9 protein-coding genes are annotated in these 16,404 nt (G+C 42.8%); 5 read left to right on the top strand and 4 right to left on the bottom strand.

Annotated elements, in window-relative coordinates:
- Positions 1-142 precede the first annotated feature (142 nt).
- Positions 143-2,281 (top strand): M6 family metalloprotease domain-containing protein, encoded by a 2,139-nt coding sequence (locus BN35_RS07675; protein ID WP_025072304.1) that lies wholly within the window; start codon positions 143-145, stop codon positions 2,279-2,281.
- A 129-nt stretch (positions 2,282-2,410) separates the two neighbouring features.
- Here the strand turns inward: BN35_RS07675 and clpB are convergent, their stop codons facing one another.
- From clpB to BN35_RS07660, 3 genes are all read right to left on the bottom strand, one after another.
- The gene (gene clpB, locus BN35_RS07670) at positions 2,411-5,002 is read right to left on the bottom strand and encodes an ATP-dependent chaperone ClpB (protein WP_025072303.1); all 2,592 of its coding nucleotides are present in this window, start codon (positions 5,000-5,002) and stop codon (positions 2,411-2,413) included.
- 123 nt (positions 5,003-5,125) lie between these two features.
- A complete protein-coding gene (locus BN35_RS07665) occupies positions 5,126-5,419 on the bottom strand; it encodes a helix-turn-helix domain-containing protein (protein ID WP_025072302.1) in 294 nt (97 codons plus the stop codon).
- On the bottom strand, positions 5,419-5,769 hold the full coding sequence (locus BN35_RS07660) for a type II toxin-antitoxin system RelE/ParE family toxin (protein ID WP_028900797.1): 351 nt from the start codon (positions 5,767-5,769) through the stop codon (positions 5,419-5,421). Before BN35_RS07660 ends, BN35_RS07665 begins: the two co-directional genes overlap by 1 nt.
- A gap of 841 nt (positions 5,770-6,610) precedes the next feature.
- On the opposite strand from BN35_RS07660, the gene BN35_RS07655 reads away from it, so the two are divergent.
- Genes BN35_RS07655 through BN35_RS07645 form a run of 3 tightly spaced genes read left to right on the top strand, consistent with a single transcriptional unit; the run spans position 6,611 to position 14,068 of the window.
- Positions 6,611-12,136 (top strand): alpha-2-macroglobulin family protein, encoded by a 5,526-nt coding sequence (locus BN35_RS07655; RefSeq protein WP_044071365.1) that lies wholly within the window; start codon positions 6,611-6,613, stop codon positions 12,134-12,136.
- Positions 12,133-13,197 (top strand): DUF1573 domain-containing protein, encoded by a 1,065-nt coding sequence (locus BN35_RS07650; protein ID WP_025072301.1) that lies wholly within the window; start codon positions 12,133-12,135, stop codon positions 13,195-13,197. The genes BN35_RS07655 and BN35_RS07650 overlap by 4 nt, the downstream gene beginning before the upstream one ends.
- A gap of 4 nt (positions 13,198-13,201) precedes the next feature.
- Entirely contained in the window at positions 13,202-14,068 is an 867-nt protein-coding gene (locus BN35_RS07645; RefSeq protein ID WP_025072300.1) for a 4-hydroxy-3-methylbut-2-enyl diphosphate reductase, read from the top strand.
- Here BN35_RS07645 and BN35_RS07640 read toward each other — a convergent pair.
- On the bottom strand, positions 14,065-14,838 hold the full coding sequence (locus BN35_RS07640; RefSeq protein WP_025072299.1) for a tRNA threonylcarbamoyladenosine dehydratase: 774 nt from the start codon (positions 14,836-14,838) through the stop codon (positions 14,065-14,067). The two genes, BN35_RS07645 and BN35_RS07640, sit on opposite strands and share 4 nt — an antisense overlap.
- 130 nt (positions 14,839-14,968) lie before the next feature.
- Here BN35_RS07640 and BN35_RS07635 point away from each other — a divergent pair, with 130 nt between their 5' ends.
- Positions 14,969-15,988, top strand: a complete 1,020-nt coding sequence (locus BN35_RS07635) for an iron ABC transporter permease (RefSeq protein ID WP_028900799.1) — start codon at positions 14,969-14,971, stop codon at positions 15,986-15,988.
- Positions 15,989-16,404: the final 416 nt, after the last annotated feature.

Genomic DNA, 16,404 nt, shown 5'->3' with positions numbered 1-16,404 from the left:
TCATTTTTATTCATGCAATGGTTCATTTTATTTATCTTTGTGACAAGAAAGGCTGTAGTTGAATGACGTCAATACGAATTTTACCAACTTTGTCTTTTACAGTGAAGTCCATTCAATAAGTTTTTTACTATTTTGAAATACGATGAAGCGAGCTTTTGTTTTTCTCCTCATTCTCTGTATGACGCTTTGTGTAAATGCTATTCCTGCAAAGCGAAAGGGATATACGACGATTCGTTTAACGGATGGACGTGAGGTTTTGGCGACGCTTGTTGGCGACGAATATCTTCACTATATGCAGGCAGAAGACGGACAGCAATACATTTATAATTCTGTTTTGGGTGGCTTTGAAGCATTAGATTTAGCGAATCTAAAGCGTACCGCTGCTGTCACTCGAAGTCAAATCAATCAGGTTAGACGTCATAGAAGATTGGTTACTGCTAAGATATTACAGGAAAACAAACTACAAATAAAAAAGGCGTTGCTGCTTTTAGTGCAATTTCCAGACAAGCAATTTCTTCCTGAACATACGCCTTTTCTTTATGAAAACATTTGTAATACGCCCAATTTTCAGCATGAACTTGGTTTTAAGGGCAGTGTAAAAGATTATTTCAAGGCTCAAAGTAATGGACTTTTTGATTTGACTTTTGACGTAAAGGGACCTATCAACCTGTCCCATTCTTATGCCTATTACGGTGCAAATAATAAAGCTGGAGAGGATATTCGTCCTGAGGAAATGGTGAAAGAAGCATGCAGAGCCGTTGATGCGCAAGTTGATTTTGCTGATTATGATTGGAATCATGACAGCGAGGTTGATGCTCTTTACATCTTATATGCTGGTCAGGGCGAAAATACAACGTACAAAACAGACCCTCAAACCATTTGGCCACACCAATCCGAACTTTCCTCAACCAACGATGTCCTAACTTTGGACGGTGTTACTATTCGTCCTTATGCTTGTAGCGCCGAGTTGATAGGTGCTCACCAAATAGATGGTATCGGTACTATCTGTCATGAGTTCTCTCATTTATTGGGTCTTCCCGACATGTACGACACTATAAATCAAGAAAATTATGGCATGTGTACTTGGGATATTATGGACCAAGGAGCATACAACGGTAATACATTTGTACCCGCAGGTTATACAAGTTATGAGCGAATGTTTTGTGGTTGGATGACACCCCACAAGCTCACAAAGGACACGCTGGTACAGAATGTCAAGCCACTGAGCGAAGGAGGAGAGAGTTATATCTTATATAATGATGGGCACCTCAATGAATATTATCTGTTGGAAAACAGGGCAAAAACCAAATGGGATGCGTATTTGGATGGTGAGGGACTACTTGTTCTTCATGTTGACTATGACGCTCAGGCATGGAGCAATAACGAAGTAAACACAGATAACAGCCACCAACGATGTACTATCTTTCATGCCGACGGCTCTGATCGATATCTTACCAGCTTGGGAATGTTTCATACAGCAGAGGTGGCAGGCGACCCTTATCCTTACAAAAGTAACAACTGTCTCACTTCAACTTCGCAACCAGCTGCCAATCTCTTTCATGCCAATGCGCAAGGTAGCATGCTGATGGATAAAAACCTCACGAACATTCAGCGCCATACCAATGGGACAGTTTCCTTTCAGTTGAGTGTTGGAATCCATACTACGGATGATACTGCCACTCCATTGCCAGATGGTGTTCTATTTCACGAGACCTTTAATCAATGTCATGGCACAGGAGGGAACTCAGGAGGTTTTCGTGGACGAGTAGCCACTCAAAGTTCTCAGTATTTACCAGATGTACAAGGGTGGACAGTACCCTCTGGTGCGGCTTATGGTGGCGATAGATGTGCAAGATTTGGTTTAGCAAAAAACGGAGTAGGAATTGTTTTTTCTCCCTCTTTTATGGCTATTGGAACCGATACTTTGATTTTCGTAGCAGCTCCTTTTGGTAATGACGGAAATTCTGTGGATGTGTATATCAACGAAAAGTTGCTTGATAGTTTCCCACTTCAAACGGATGCATGGACTACCATCTCCGCTCCTTTTGAGGGAAAGGGTGCAACGGTGATTAAGTTTGTCCCCGATCGTAGGCTTTTTCTTGATGATGTAAAAGTAGTGGGTCCACGCTCCACAACGAGTAGCATTCAATCTTTTTCTACAATTTATCCGTCCCCATGCACCCATCGTATTTATAATCTGCATGGACAATATGTGGGAGATGATTTGTCAACATTGCCACAAGGAATATACGTCATCAATGGAAGAAAAATACTCAAGTGAACTTTCAGCAGGTCTGCCCATAGAGATAAAACGCAAAAAAGAGCGGTTTGTAGTCCGCTCTTTTTTACATATAGTTTTACCATGACCCCTCTATACCGAGGAGTTTAGGTGCTTGTTCTTCGTAGTCGCTTATGCATTGCTAAACGTTAGTCCATCAGGTGTTCCATCAATCTTAATAGGACGATTGTTCATTACCTTACCAGCTAATAGCTTTTTAGACAAGTCGTTGAGTACATATCGTTGGATGGCACGTTTTACAGGACGCGCTCCAAACTCTGGATTGTAGCCTTTGTCACAGAGATAATCAATAGCTCCTTGTGTCCATTCAAGACTAAAGCCTTGAGTTTGCAACATATGTTTTACGGCATTCATTTGTAACTCTACCACGTCCGCAATCTCATGCTTGGTCAATGGCAAGAACATAATAGTTTCGTCAATTCTGTTCAAGAACTCTGGACGAATTGTCTTTTTAAGCATATTCATCACCTCGAGCTTTGTATGCTCAAGTTTCTCTTCTCGATTGAGGGGTGTTATGTCCTGCATTTGTTGTTGGATATACTGGCTCCCCAAGTTAGAAGTCATGATGATAATGGTGTTCTTGAAGTTCACTGTACGTCCTTTGTTATCCGTTAGTCTACCATCGTCCAATACTTGTAATAAGATATTAAAGACGTCTGGATGCGCTTTCTCTATCTCGTCAAATAGCACAACGCTATAGGGTTTGCGTCTCACGGCTTCTGTGAGCTGGCCACCTTCGTCATAGCCTACATATCCAGGAGGCGCACCGATAAGTCTTGACACACTAAACTTTTCTTGATATTCACTCATATCAATACGTGTCATCATGCTCTCGTCGTTGAATAGATATTCTGCCAACGCCTTTGCCAACTCGGTCTTACCCACACCTGTTGTACCTAAGAAGATGAACGATGCTATCGGACGTTTAGGATCTTGCAATCCAGCCCTGCTCCTTCTTACCGCATCACTAACAGCTACAATGGCTTCATCTTGTCCTATCACCCGTCGATGCAACTCATTCTCTAAGTGCAACAGCTTGTCTTTCTCGCTTTGCAGCATCCTTGTAACGGGTATTCCAGTCCATCGGCTTACTACTTCGGCAATATCATCGGCTGTCACCTCTTCTCTCACCATGCCTTCACCACCTTGAGTTGCCTTGAGTTGTTTCTTGATATTCTCAATATCGGCTTGCAAACTTTGTAGTTTTCCATACCTAATCTCGGCTACTCGTTCGTAGTTTCCCTCGCGTTCGGCACGATCGGCTTCAAACTTCAAGTGTTCTATCTCTTGTTTGTCTTGCTGAATCTTGTTGACCAAGTTCTTTTCGCTTTCCCATTTTGCACGGAACGATTGTTCTTGTTCTTTAAGTTCGGCAATCTCCTTGTCCAGCTGTTTAATCTTCACCTCGTCGTTTTCGCGTTTGATAGCTTCACGTTCAATCTCCAACTGCTTCAACTTACGAGTCATCTCATCCAGCTCTTCGGGCAATGAGTCGCGCTCCATGCGCAGCTTAGCTGCCGCTTCGTCCATCAAATCAATAGCTTTGTCGGGCAAGAAACGGTCGCTGATGTATCGTTCAGACAACTGAACTGCCGCAATACAAGCATCGTCTTGAATTCTTACTTTGTGGTGATTCTCATAACGTTCTTTCAGGCCACGTAAGATAGAGATAGAGCTTAACTCATCAGGCTCTTCTACCAATACAGTTTGGAAACGACGTTCCAAAGCCTTGTCTTTTTCGAAATACTTCTGATATTCGTTCAGTGTCGTGGCTCCTATGGCACGTAGCTCACCTCGAGCTAAGGCTGGCTTTAAGATGTTAGCTGCATCCATTGCACCTTCTCCACCCCCTGCTCCTACCAAGGTATGAATCTCGTCTATGAAAAGAATGATGTCACCATTGGCATGGGTAACTTCTTTAATGACGCTCTTCAGTCGTTCTTCAAACTCACCTTTGTACTTGGCACCTGCAACCAATGCACCCATGTCCAAAGAGTACAGTTGTTTGTTCTTTAAGTTCTCGGGTACATCGCCTCGAACAATGCGGGCAGCCAAACCTTCTACTATGGCTGTCTTACCAGTACCTGGCTCTCCTATCAATATAGGGTTGTTCTTGGTACGCCGACTTAGAATCTGTAACACTCGTCTAATCTCTTCATCACGACCTATTACTGGATCCAACTTTCCTGCCCGTGCGTCGTTCACCAAGTTTTTGGCATACTTCTCCAAGGCTTGGTAGTTCTCGTCTCCACTTTGCGTTTGAATCTTTTCACCCTTTCTGAGTTCCTCGATGGCTTTACGCATCTCTTTTTCTGTACATCCTGCATCTTTCAAAATCCTGCTGGCTGTTGTAGTTACCGTGAGCAATGCTAACAATAATGGTTCTAACCCAACAAACTGGTCACCCATACTTTGTGAGAGGTCTACTGTTGTTTGTAGCACTTTATCGGTATCATTGCTAAAGTAAGGTTGTCCGCCACTCACTTTGGGTAAGTGGGCTATTTCACTTTGCACAAGCTGCTGTATCTGTGAGGGATTGACACCTAACTTCTGAAAAATAAAGTTGGTTACCTCTTTCCCCTTGGTTAGCAACCCTTGCAACAAGTGTACAGGCTCTATGCTTTGCTGTCCTGCTTGTTCTGCAATGCGCAAAGCCTCTTGAACTGTCTCTTGTGCTTTAATTGTAAATTTGTCAAATGTCATATCTTGTGTTCCTTTCTTTTTGCCATTTCGTTTTTCCTTAGATTGGATTCAAAAGTCATGCCTTTTAATTATAAACGACATAATGACAGTTCTATATGACTATTTGTCTTCTTTGCTCCGCTATTAGAAAGAAACTTCAATATTTAGCTTTCCACCTAACCCGCGTTCTACCACATCAAAAAGTGTTTTTAATGTTATATTTTCACCATTACTTTCCACCTTAGATATAAAGGAGCGTTTCTTATTAATCCGATTGGCTAATTGCTCTTGCGTCATATTAAGGTGCTCACGAGCTTCCCTTATTTTCAATCCTATACGCAAAGATTCTAATTCGCGCTCTAACTCATCACGCTTAGGCGTGCCAACAGCACCATAATATTGATCCTTTATATTGTCAAGTGATTTTAGATTATTCATCATTTCGTTACCTCCTTTTTATCGTTATAATAGTCGTTCATTATTTTTACAGCACGTTTTATTTCGTACTTTGGCGTCTTTTGTGTTTTCTTTTGAAAGCCACTTAGCAAGACTACAAGTTGGTTTCCATCAAAAATACAAAAGATGCGAAAGATGTTATTGCCCAGCTGTATGCGTATTTCAAACAAGCCATTCGTACCCTCGATATATTTAAGATAGTTTTGTGGAATACGCTCTATTTGCTCCACAATATCAAGAACCTTAATGATTTTCTTCTGAACTTTCTCATTTTGGTCCTTAAAAAATTCATCAAAGTATGTTTTATATGCAACAACTTGTCTGTATTTCATATCACAAAGGTAACTTATAAATTACATATATGCAAATTTTAAGGACATTTTCAAGTTAATGGTTGCTTTCCGTCCTCACAATTCTTTCATTGAAGGATAGAATTTTGCACCGAAAAACGCCCCTCAAAAACTGCATTTGTAAGATTGATATTATGCAGAATGAAAAGATAATAAATGCTGAATTATCTTTACAAAGTGCCTCTCATAACTCGCGTATAAACAACCAACGACAAAGTTGGTCGCAAATACGCAAGTTATGAGCGAAGTTTGTAATCGGTTGTCATTGAAAACGTTATACTTTTGTCTTGTCTTTTTCTTCTCTTTTTTACCTTTTTTTGGCGGCTGAAGCATTGAGTTAAGCTAACAATTTGCATGCTTTAAGGCTGCTGAAGCATGTGAACAACACCTCTATTGTATGTTTCCAAGACCGTAAAGTCATCGTTTTAGCTTGAAAAGACCGCTTTTTTGTTAAAATCAGCCCATTTTTGTATACCGTTTGCCTATTGATTTTTTCTATTTTGAAGATTTTAGATGGTCGATTTTTGGTAAAATAATAGGACAAAATACAACCGTTGATTTTATCCAAACAAATAATGATTAAGAGAAGCAGCTTTTGCGTTAAAAGGATTTTGTTGCAACAACTAATTCGTCATTCACCACCTTCCTTCAACCAAAGAGCCGTGTCGCTCGCAAAATAAAAAAGTATTTTCTTTATCCCACAGACTTATAAATCACAAATTTTATGTACATTTGCATATAGTAGAGAGTAGTCTTCTTTTGAGATAGAAAAGAAGAATTGGTGGATTCACCAGCTCGATGTACATCTATAAAATATCAGGTTATGAATAGATTGATTACCTTATGGGTTATGGTATTGGTACTAATATCCTCTCCTATGAAAGCAGATAATTTCGCTGTTCTTTGGAAAAAGTACGAGCAGGCAGAACAGAAAGACCTTCCCAAAACTTCACTCCATGTGCTGGAGCAGATTATCAAGAAGGCAGAAACGGAACAAAAATACGGTCACCTCTTGAAGGCATCGTTTTTACACGGATTGATGGCTACACAAATTTCGCCCGATTCGGCAACTGTTGAGTTGACTAAACTCAAGGAGCGACTACGCCAAGCAGAGCGCAATGACCGTGTTTTGGCGGCTGTGTATCAGTCGGCGTTGGGAAGGCTATACGCAGAGAATCTAACCTTGGGCGACAACAGTGTCACGTTGAGTGAGCAATACTTCAAACAGTCGTTGGCAGAGCCTGCGTTGTTGGCTTCCTATAAGTCGGCAACATACGAACCTTTTACGGTTTCGGGTGTAGACAGTAAGATTTTTAATCATGACTTATTGCATGTATTGGGCTTTGAAGCACAACGCTATGACCTCCTTCATCAGTATTATCTATCGCATGACAATCGACCAGCCGCCTGTATAACGGCGTTGTATGACTTGAGAGAAAAATATCGTTCGGACGTTTTGCAAGCTAAAAAGTCGAAATATATTCAGAAATTAGACTCGTTAATTGCTGTGTATAAAGACCTGACAGAGGCTGGCGAAGTGGCAATTGAACGTTATCAATGTATAGAAGAGGCAGAGGATATCAGCGCAGAACAAAAGATACAATATATCAATTATGCGTTGATGAAATGGGGTGCTTGGCCAAGAATCAACATTCTTCGCAATGCTAAGACACGACTTACCTTGCCCACTTTCCATGTGTCACTCGGCGATGCGGTGGCAATTCCTCATCAGGAACGACAGGTAGTTGTCTTGCAACTTTGCAATATCCAACAATTGAACATGGCGGTGTGGCGAGTGAATGTAAATGGAGACACCCGGTTAGACCCCAATGACGCCCGTGATTATGCACGTTTGCGACCGCATATCGATGCCAAGACGCCAGTCTACACAACCAGTAAGCAATATGTTGGGATGCCCGATTATCAGATGGTGCGTGACACCATGACTATCAAAGGGCTGCCTGTTGGCGTTTATTTGGTTGAATTGACGACCGATAATAAGACGATAAAGCCACAACGAGCATTGCTCCGTGTCAGTGATGTGTACCTCTTGTCTCAGTCTTTGCCTCATCATCAATTGCGAATGGTTGCGGTGAGTGCTACTACTGGGCAGCCATTGCCAGGTGCCAAGATACAACTGAGAAAAGATGTGCAAAGCGGAAGAGCGTATAAGCAGCAGGTCTACACTTGCAATCAGGAAGGCGAAGTGACAGTGACAATAAAAGAGAACAGAATGTACTATGCTTATCCTTATACCCAAAGCGACAAGGCATGTGCGACGACTTACCTCAATGGTTATGGATTTTTCCCTAAAGAGAAGAAATCAGACGCTCTATATGTACACCTATTTACTGATCGTAGCATCTATAGACCAGGTCAAACGGTGCACGCTTCGGCTGTTGCTTATCGTTTAATCAATGGAAAGGAGACAACCGTTGCAACGCATCAAACGCTCACTTTGACCCTGAGAGATGCTAATTATAAAGAGGTGGGCGTGCAAAAAGTGACGACCGATGAGTACGGTACGGCTGTGGCAGACTTTGTGTTATCTTCAACGGGACTCACTGGCACGTATTCTTTGCGCTCTAATCAGGGAAGAGATGCCTATGCATCGTTGTCGGTAGAGGAATATAAGCGTCCCACTTTTTATGTTGAATTTGATACTATTTCAACAAAATATCAAGAGGGCGATACAATGAGGTTGGCAGGACATGTGAAAAGTTTTGCTGGTGTTCCTGTTGTAGGAGCGCAAGTGAAATACACAATTACACGCTCGCCAATGCTTTGGAGATATTTCGAAATGAGGGACAGAACACAAAACGTTACGATAGACATTGATACCTTGGCAACCGACAACAGTGGCAAATTTGTCATCAATGTCCCCATGATGATGCCCGAAAAGAGCAACCAAGCAACTCAACATTATTCGTTCTTGACCAAAGTAGATGTAACCGATGGAGCAGGAGAAACTCATCATGCCGAAAACGCCTTGATGTTGAGCGACAAGCCTACGACGTTTTTGTGTGATTTGACAAAGCTAAGTCGCACGGATAGCATCAAACCGATGACTTTTAGCTATCTTAACAGCATGGGAGTAGCCATTGATGGAGACGTTCGTTACACGATTGACGGTAAATCGTATCATGTAAAAGCTAATCAACCTACGCTCCATGGATTGGAAAAGCTATCCTCTGGTGAACATCATTTAATAGCTGTTTGCGGACAGGATACATTGAGCCATACCTTCTATACATTCTCGTTGGACGATAAGAAGCCAGCCTTTAAGACTTCTGACTTCTTCTATATCACAGATACAACATTCCCTAATGATGGTAAACCTGTGCAACTGATGTTGGGATCTTCGGATACCAATGTGCATGTGGTTTATTCTTTCATTGCTGGCGATCGTGTGATTGAGAGTGGAAGTTTGGCTATGAGCAACCAAATTATCAAGAAAAAGTTGAAGTACCAGTCACAATATGCCGACGGACTACTATTGAATTACGCTTGGGTGAAGAATGGAAAATGCTACACGCATAGACAACTCATTGCGAAGCCTCAACCAGATAAACGGCTGATGTTGACGTGGAAGACCTTCCGCAACCGACTCACACCGGGACAAAAAGAAACATGGACCTTACAAATAAAGACTCCTAATGGCAAGCCTGCCAAAGCACAACTCATGGCAGTACTGTTCGATAAGACACTTCAAGAAATCAAGGAACACGCATGGAGATACTACATTCCGTATCAACCAGCATGGGCTACTACCTTTTGGGAAAAGCCTAACATTGGAAGTGCAATGCTTTATGGCGATGCACCGTTTACACCATTGCGCGAAAGGCCTATCAACTTTACTTATTTTGACGATGTGTTTGCTGGTTTTGGACAGAGTGATGAAGTTGTTACAATTGGCTATGGAGGCGGTGTCAGGACTCGGGCACTTAGTAAACTAAATGCCATGTCCAAGGCAGAAGCGTTCAGCGATGAGATAATGAGTGTGGATGAGGCTCATGATGACAAGTCATTACAACAAAAACAGAAAGAGGCAATGCCAGCATCGCAAGTAGCTTCTTCGACAAAGTCGAATGCTCAGCCCACTATTCGTGAGAACTTTAATGAAACGGCTTTCTTCTTTCCTGCCTTGATTGCAGATGACAAGGGACAAGTAAGTTTGAAGTTTACGTTGCCAGAGAGTGTGACAACTTGGCAATTCATGGGGTTAGCCCACGATGAGGAGATGCGCCATGGTTTGTTAATGGACGAAACAGTTGCGCAAAAGACCGTCATGATTCAGCCTAATATGCCTCGTTTCGTACGCAAGGGTGACCAGCTTACCCTTTCGGCACGTGTGATGAGTACTTCTCATAGCATTGAAACAGGAACTGCACGTATTGAACTTGTTGACCCAACCACCGAGAAAGTGGTGTTTACCCAACAAAAGTCGTATGAGTTGCAGCCCGAGGCAACTGATGTAGTTACCTTCGCAATCGATATGGTTCAACTGTTGAAAGCGCATCCGAAGTTGTCTCTACTCGTTGTACGCTTTACGGCTAAGGGTAAGAACTACAGTGACGGAGAGCAACATTATTTGCCTATTCTGACCGATGAAGAATGGGTTACTACCACCGTACCTTTTACCTTGCATGACAAAGGGGTGAAGACCATTGATTTGCAAAAACTCTTTCCTGCGCACGATGACCGCAACTTACTGACCGTAGAATATACCCAACAGCCAGCATGGTTAATGGTTCAGGCACTTCCCAACATGGGAAATATAGACGATGACAATGCCATGAGTTTAGTGGCAGCTTACTATGCCAACAGCATTGGGCAACATTTGTTTAACGAAGTGCCACAACTACAATCTGTTGTTAAATTATGGAAGCAGGAAAAGGATAAGGAAACGTCGTTGACCAGTGCTTTAGAAAAGAACAAAGAACTCAAGACGGTACTCCTGAACGAAACTCCTTGGGTGATGAATGCACAGAATGAGACCTACCAACAACAGCAACTGGTTGAGTTCTTCGATAGCAATATGATGTCTTATCGTTTAACTTCATTGCTTCAAAAACTATCCAAATTGCAAAATACGGATGGCTCTTTCAGTTGGTGGAAAGGCATGTCGGGCAGTCGTTACATGACAGTTGCTGTTGTAATGACGCTCGCTCGGTTGAATACACTCATCGGTCATCAGACCTCAACACAGTCCATGATAGCATCATCGTTACGCTTTTTGGATAGAAAATTGAGCGAAGAGGTCGCTGAATTGAAAGCAAGACAGGCGAAAGGAGAGAAAGATTTATTCCCTTCAGAGTTTGCTTGTAACTGTCTCTACACATATGCGTTGTTGGATAAACGTAGCAATGGAAATATAAACTATATGGTGAACTTGCTCTCCCAGCAGCCCACAGTCTTGTCTATCTATGGTAAAGCCAGAACGGCAGTGATACTTTCGCTTTACGGAAAACAAGCAAAAGCCAATGAATATTTGCAGAGTATACAGGAATATTCGGTGTACACTGAGGAGATGGGACGACATTTTGATGCGCCACGTGCCAACTATTCTTGGTTCAGCTATCGCATTCCTACGCAAGTAGCCGCTATCGAAGCGATGAAACTCTTAAAGCCTAACGACCCCAGCATTGAGGAGATGCAACGCTGGTTACTACAGTCCAAGCGTACGCAAGCATGGGATACGCCGATAAACAGTGTCAATGCTGTTTATGCTTTCTTGCATGGACAGACACAAAAACTAACAACTGGCTCGCAATCCGATCGCTTTCAACTCAATGGGCTACCGCTTGAAATGCCCAATGCCACAGCAGGATTGGGCTATGTGAAGACAGCTAAGACAGGAAAAGATATGCGACAACTAACGATAGACAAAACATCAGTTGGTACATCTTGGGGAGCTGTCTATGCTCAGTTTATGCAAAAGTCGACTGAAGTGGTTGACCAATCCTCTGGACTCAAGGTGACACGCACGCTGTTGCGTGATGGTAAACCCGTACAGACGTTCAAAGTTGGCGATAGAGTGACTGTGAGACTGGTTGTGGAAGCCAATCGTGATTACGATTTTGTACAACTACAAGATAAGCGTGCTGCCTGCCTTGAACCTCTACATCAAAGAAGTGGGTATGCTTGGGGGTATTACTATGCGCCCAAAGATAATATGACCTCGTATTATTTTGATCAGCTTAGCAAAGGGAAGCATGTGATAGAAACAGAATATTTTATAGATAGAGTCGGCACATACCAAACAGGAATTTGTACCATTCAATGTGCGTACAGTCCTGATTTTAATGGAAGAGCTGCAGGTCAGACATTGAAAATAAGCGAAAAATGAATAGAATAATTATTGCATTGACATTTCTTGCGCTGCCTGTCTTTGCTCATGGACAGCAGATAAGGGCAGTTAATGAAGTCATAGATTGTGGACAAATCATCTTTAAGCATCCAGTTACTGCTGAATATGAGATTAAGAATACTGGGCATCAGGATTTGTTGATTAACAAAGTGATGACCGATTGTGGATGTACTACTGTGGACTTTCCACGCAAGCCGATAGCTCCGCAGACGTCAGCCACTATTAAAGTGGTGTATGATAGCAAGTTGTTGGGAACTTTCCAAAAGCAAATAGCACTCCTTAGCAATGCCTCCACCCAACCCTACCTCTTGAGATTGAGGGGCAAGGTTGTGGAAGAAATTGTTGATTTTGCAGGAGATTATCCTTTTCATCTCGGTGAACTCCAAACCGATGTTAATAACATTGAGTTTGATGATGTGAACCGTGGTGACCGTCCTCAAATCAAAATTCATATTAAAAACACCACAAACGAGATGGCAGAACCTGTACTGATGCACCTTCCTTCTTATCTACAGGCAGAAATGTCACCGTCGCGATTGGCTCCAGGACATGCTGGTGTCGCCACCGTTACACTCGATTCGAGGAAGATACGTGATTATGGACTTACACAGACAGGCATTTATTTGGGCTTTGTTCCTGGTGATAAAGTGGCTCCTACCAAAGAGCTGACGGTCTCTGCTGTACTCTTGCCCGACTTCAAGGACGCTGGCGAACAGGCTCGAATAGCTATGCCAAAAATGCAACTTTCGGCAACAACCCTTCATTTGGGGAACTTTGGTAATAAGAGAAAGCAGTCTGGAAGAATCTTGATTCAAAATATGGGGCGAGCAACCTTAGAGATTGAGCGACTTCAGATGTTCACTGGCGGTATAAAAGTTGCTATGAATAAATCACGAATAGAGCCGGGTAAGGTGGCTAAACTCAAGGTAACAGTAGTAGAAGAGGAGTTGAAAAAGGTGCGTAGCAAACCTCGTATCCTTATGATTACGAATGACCCCGACCAGCCAAAGGTGATTATTGACATTGAAGTGGAGAAGTAGTGTGATGATTCAGATAGAGATAGACAATGGGAGTGGCTTCTGCTTTGGGGTGACAACAGCAATACAGAAAGCACAGGAAGAATTGGAAAAAGGCGAAACCTTATATTGTCTGGGCGATATAGTGCACAATGGCATGGAGGTGAAACGGCTGCATGAGCAGGGCTTAGAGACCATTACGCATCAAGAGTTGCAAAATCTTCACAATGCAAAAGTGTTGTTGCGCGCCCACGGAGAGCCGCCAGAGACGTACGCATTGGCGAAGAAAAACAACATAGAGATTATTGATGCGACCTGTCCTGTGGTGTTAGCGTTGCAGCGTCGCATCAAGAAACAGTTTGATACGCATCAGGATGCACAGATTGTTATCTTTGGGAAAAATGGGCATGCGGAAGTGTTGGGACTCGTAGGTCAAACGCAGAACAAGGCTATCATCATTGAAAATTTTGAAGATGTCAAGCAGTTGGACTTTTCACGGGATATTTATCTGTATTCGCAAACAACAAAAAGTCTCGATGAGTTTCATAGAATAATTAGTTATATCCAAAATCATATAGCGGCTACTGCTTCTTTCCGAAGCTTTGACACCATTTGCCGACAGGTAGCCAATCGAATGCCCAACATTGCAAACTTTGCATCAAAGCACGATTTAATTCTGTTTGTGAGTGGACGCAAGAGCTCCAATGGACGAGTGTTGTACATGGAGTGTAAGCGTGTAAATCCCAATAGTTATCAAATAGAGGATGTAGATGAGATAGATTTCAACTGGCTTCAGGGTGTGCAGACCATTGGGATATGTGGTGCCACCAGTACGCCAAAGTGGCTCATGGAGAAATGTCGAGACCACATCCTTGCTCATTTACAGGATTGCTAATCAGAGATTGCGCTCTTCATTCGTATCAAATCCTTTACCACTTCGCCTCCTAAAATCAGTCCTGCCGTTGCAGGTACAAAGGCATTACTGGCTGGTATCGTTCGTTTTTGGTTGGTGGTAGGTGCTTTTACCGTTTCTTCGAGAGGTGAGGTAGATGTTGCTGTCGACTCTACTTCAAAGGGCTTGCGAGGTGGCTCCTCGCTGTAAACCACTTTAAGGTGTGTAATTCCCATTTTTCGGAGTTTCTTTCTTAGTACCTTTGCCAATGGGTCCATTGCCGTTTTGCTGATGTCTGCCACCTTGAACTGGATGGGGTCTATCTTATTGGCAGCTCCCATACTGGCTATGATGGGAAGCTGTAGTTGATGACACTGCTTCGCCAATTCTATCTTAGCCGCCATGGTGTCAATGCAATCTACGACATAATCACAGGCGGACAGGTCTACTTGTTCTGCCGTCTCTGGCAGATAAAACAGGCTATGGGTATGCACTTTGCAGCTGGGATTGATGTCTAAAATGCGTTGACGAGCCACCTCTACCTTCTTCTTTCCTAAGGTGGAGTGCAATGCCACCAACTGTCTGTTGAGATTTGAGATGCTTACTTCATCGTTGTCTACTAATGTCAGTTCGCCCACACCGCTCCTTGCCAGTACTTCAACAACATAACTACCCACTCCTCCTACGCCAAAGACAGCAACGTGCGAGTGCTTCAGCGTTTCTATGGCAGAGCTTCCAAACAGCATTTCCGTACGGGTAAATTCATTTTCCATCACGTGTTTTTTTGCAATCAGTGCGCAAAGTTAATGAAAATATCGCACTTTTTGGCTAACTTTGCATCAATAGCACCGTGTATAGTTGCTATAATATGAGTAGAAACTCCTTACCTTTCCTACTTGAATCATGAGGATGAGCCATACAAGTAACAAGTTTGTCTTTGCAATGTTGGGTGTTGCCATGCTCCTATTGGTAATGTTCAACCTTTTGCTGGGGTCGGTTTACATTCCAGCATCAGACGTGTTTTCCATATTGTGTGGACAGGATGTGAGTAATGACAGTTGGACTTACATCATTTTAGAATCTCGTTTACCACAAACAGTTGCTGCTTTATTTTGTGGTGCAGCACTCGCTGTGAGTGGCTTGCTGCTACAAACTGCGTTTCAAAATCCTTTAGCTGGACCTTCAATCTTTGGTATCAACAGCGGGGCGGGATTAGGAGTAGCACTGGTGATGTTAGCCATGGGGGGAAGCATGTCTACGGCTTTGTTCAGTGTGGGCGGTGCTATGGCAATTTTGCTGGCTGCCTTTGTGGGTGCAATGGTGGTTACAAGCATTATTTTAGTCTTTTCACAATGGGTTAAAAACAATGTCATGTTGCTCATCATTGGTATCATGATAGGTTATTTATCCTCGTCTGTCATTGCCTTGCTTAACTTCTTTGCCACGCAAGAGGGCGTTAAATCGTATATGATATGGGGCATGGGCAATTTTAGCAATGTCTCTCTGCCCCAACTACCTATTTTTACCATTGCTATCATTGTAGGTTTGATAGGCGCCATGCTACTGATGAAGCCGCTGAATGCCTTGTTGTTGGGCGAACGGTATGCACAAAATTTGGGCGTCAATGTGCGTGCCGTACGCAATTGGCTATTGGTGGTAACGGGAGTATTGACGGCAGTTACTACGGCTTATTGCGGTCCTGTGGCATTTGTTGGACTTGCTGTGCCACACATGGCTCGCTTACTGGTTGGCACGGAGAACCACCGCACCCTGCTTCCCCTCACCATGCTCATGGGGGCAGTGATTGCTTTGTTGTGCCAATGTATATGCACCTTGCCGGGTTCTCAGGGCGTCTTGCCCCTCAATGCAGTTACACCATTGATAGGAGCACCTGTTGTTATCTACATTGTTTGGAAGCATTGAGTTCGCAAGAAGGAGAATGAAAGTGAGTTGAGAACTTGGTGCAACAGTGAGAAGTCATGGGGTTCAAAATCTAAAAAATAGTATCAAAATACTTGACAAACACCCTCGTATAATTTGAATATCTGAAAAAGTTTTGCCTTCGGTCGAAAATACGCGAGTTTTGAGCGAGTTTTGTAAGTGATTGTTAATCACTGTATTGCGAAAATAAGCGTGCGACAAGTCGCATTTTTACCTCCATTCATGCCTTAAAAACAAGCAAAAAACCGTGTTGAAACAATGCTTTAGCACTGCAATAGTGGCTCAATAGAGGTGTTATTTGCATGTAGTTGTTGCCTTAACTCAATGCTTCAATGCAAAAACGATATACATTTCAACCCGAAAAGTGCCATAGATCCCGTCTTTTCTTCTTATTTTTT

It is taken from the genome of Hoylesella timonensis 4401737 = DSM 22865 = JCM 15640 (assembly GCF_000455445.1).
Taxonomy (GTDB): domain Bacteria; phylum Bacteroidota; class Bacteroidia; order Bacteroidales; family Bacteroidaceae; genus Prevotella; species Prevotella timonensis.
Note: the sequence above shows the minus strand (reverse complement) of the source record. Positions and strands in the feature narration are given on the sequence as shown.

Coding starts and splice junctions, on each gene's coding strand:
- BN35_RS07635 (WP_028900799.1), top strand. CDS start 14,969: ATGAGGATGAGCCATACAAGTAACAAGTTTGTCTTTGCAATGTTGGGT.
- BN35_RS07675 (WP_025072304.1), top strand. CDS start 143: ATGAAGCGAGCTTTTGTTTTTCTCCTCATTCTCTGTATGACGCTTTGT.
- BN35_RS07645 (WP_025072300.1), top strand. CDS start 13,202: ATGATTCAGATAGAGATAGACAATGGGAGTGGCTTCTGCTTTGGGGTG.
- clpB (WP_025072303.1), bottom strand. CDS start 5,002: ATGACATTTGACAAATTTACAATTAAAGCACAAGAGACAGTTCAAGAG.
- BN35_RS07640 (WP_025072299.1), bottom strand. CDS start 14,838: ATGGAAAATGAATTTACCCGTACGGAAATGCTGTTTGGAAGCTCTGCC.
- BN35_RS07660 (WP_028900797.1), bottom strand. CDS start 5,769: ATGAAATACAGACAAGTTGTTGCATATAAAACATACTTTGATGAATTT.
- BN35_RS07665 (WP_025072302.1), bottom strand. CDS start 5,419: ATGAATAATCTAAAATCACTTGACAATATAAAGGATCAATATTATGGT.
- BN35_RS07655 (WP_044071365.1), top strand. CDS start 6,611: ATGAATAGATTGATTACCTTATGGGTTATGGTATTGGTACTAATATCC.
- BN35_RS07650 (WP_025072301.1), top strand. CDS start 12,133: ATGAATAGAATAATTATTGCATTGACATTTCTTGCGCTGCCTGTCTTT.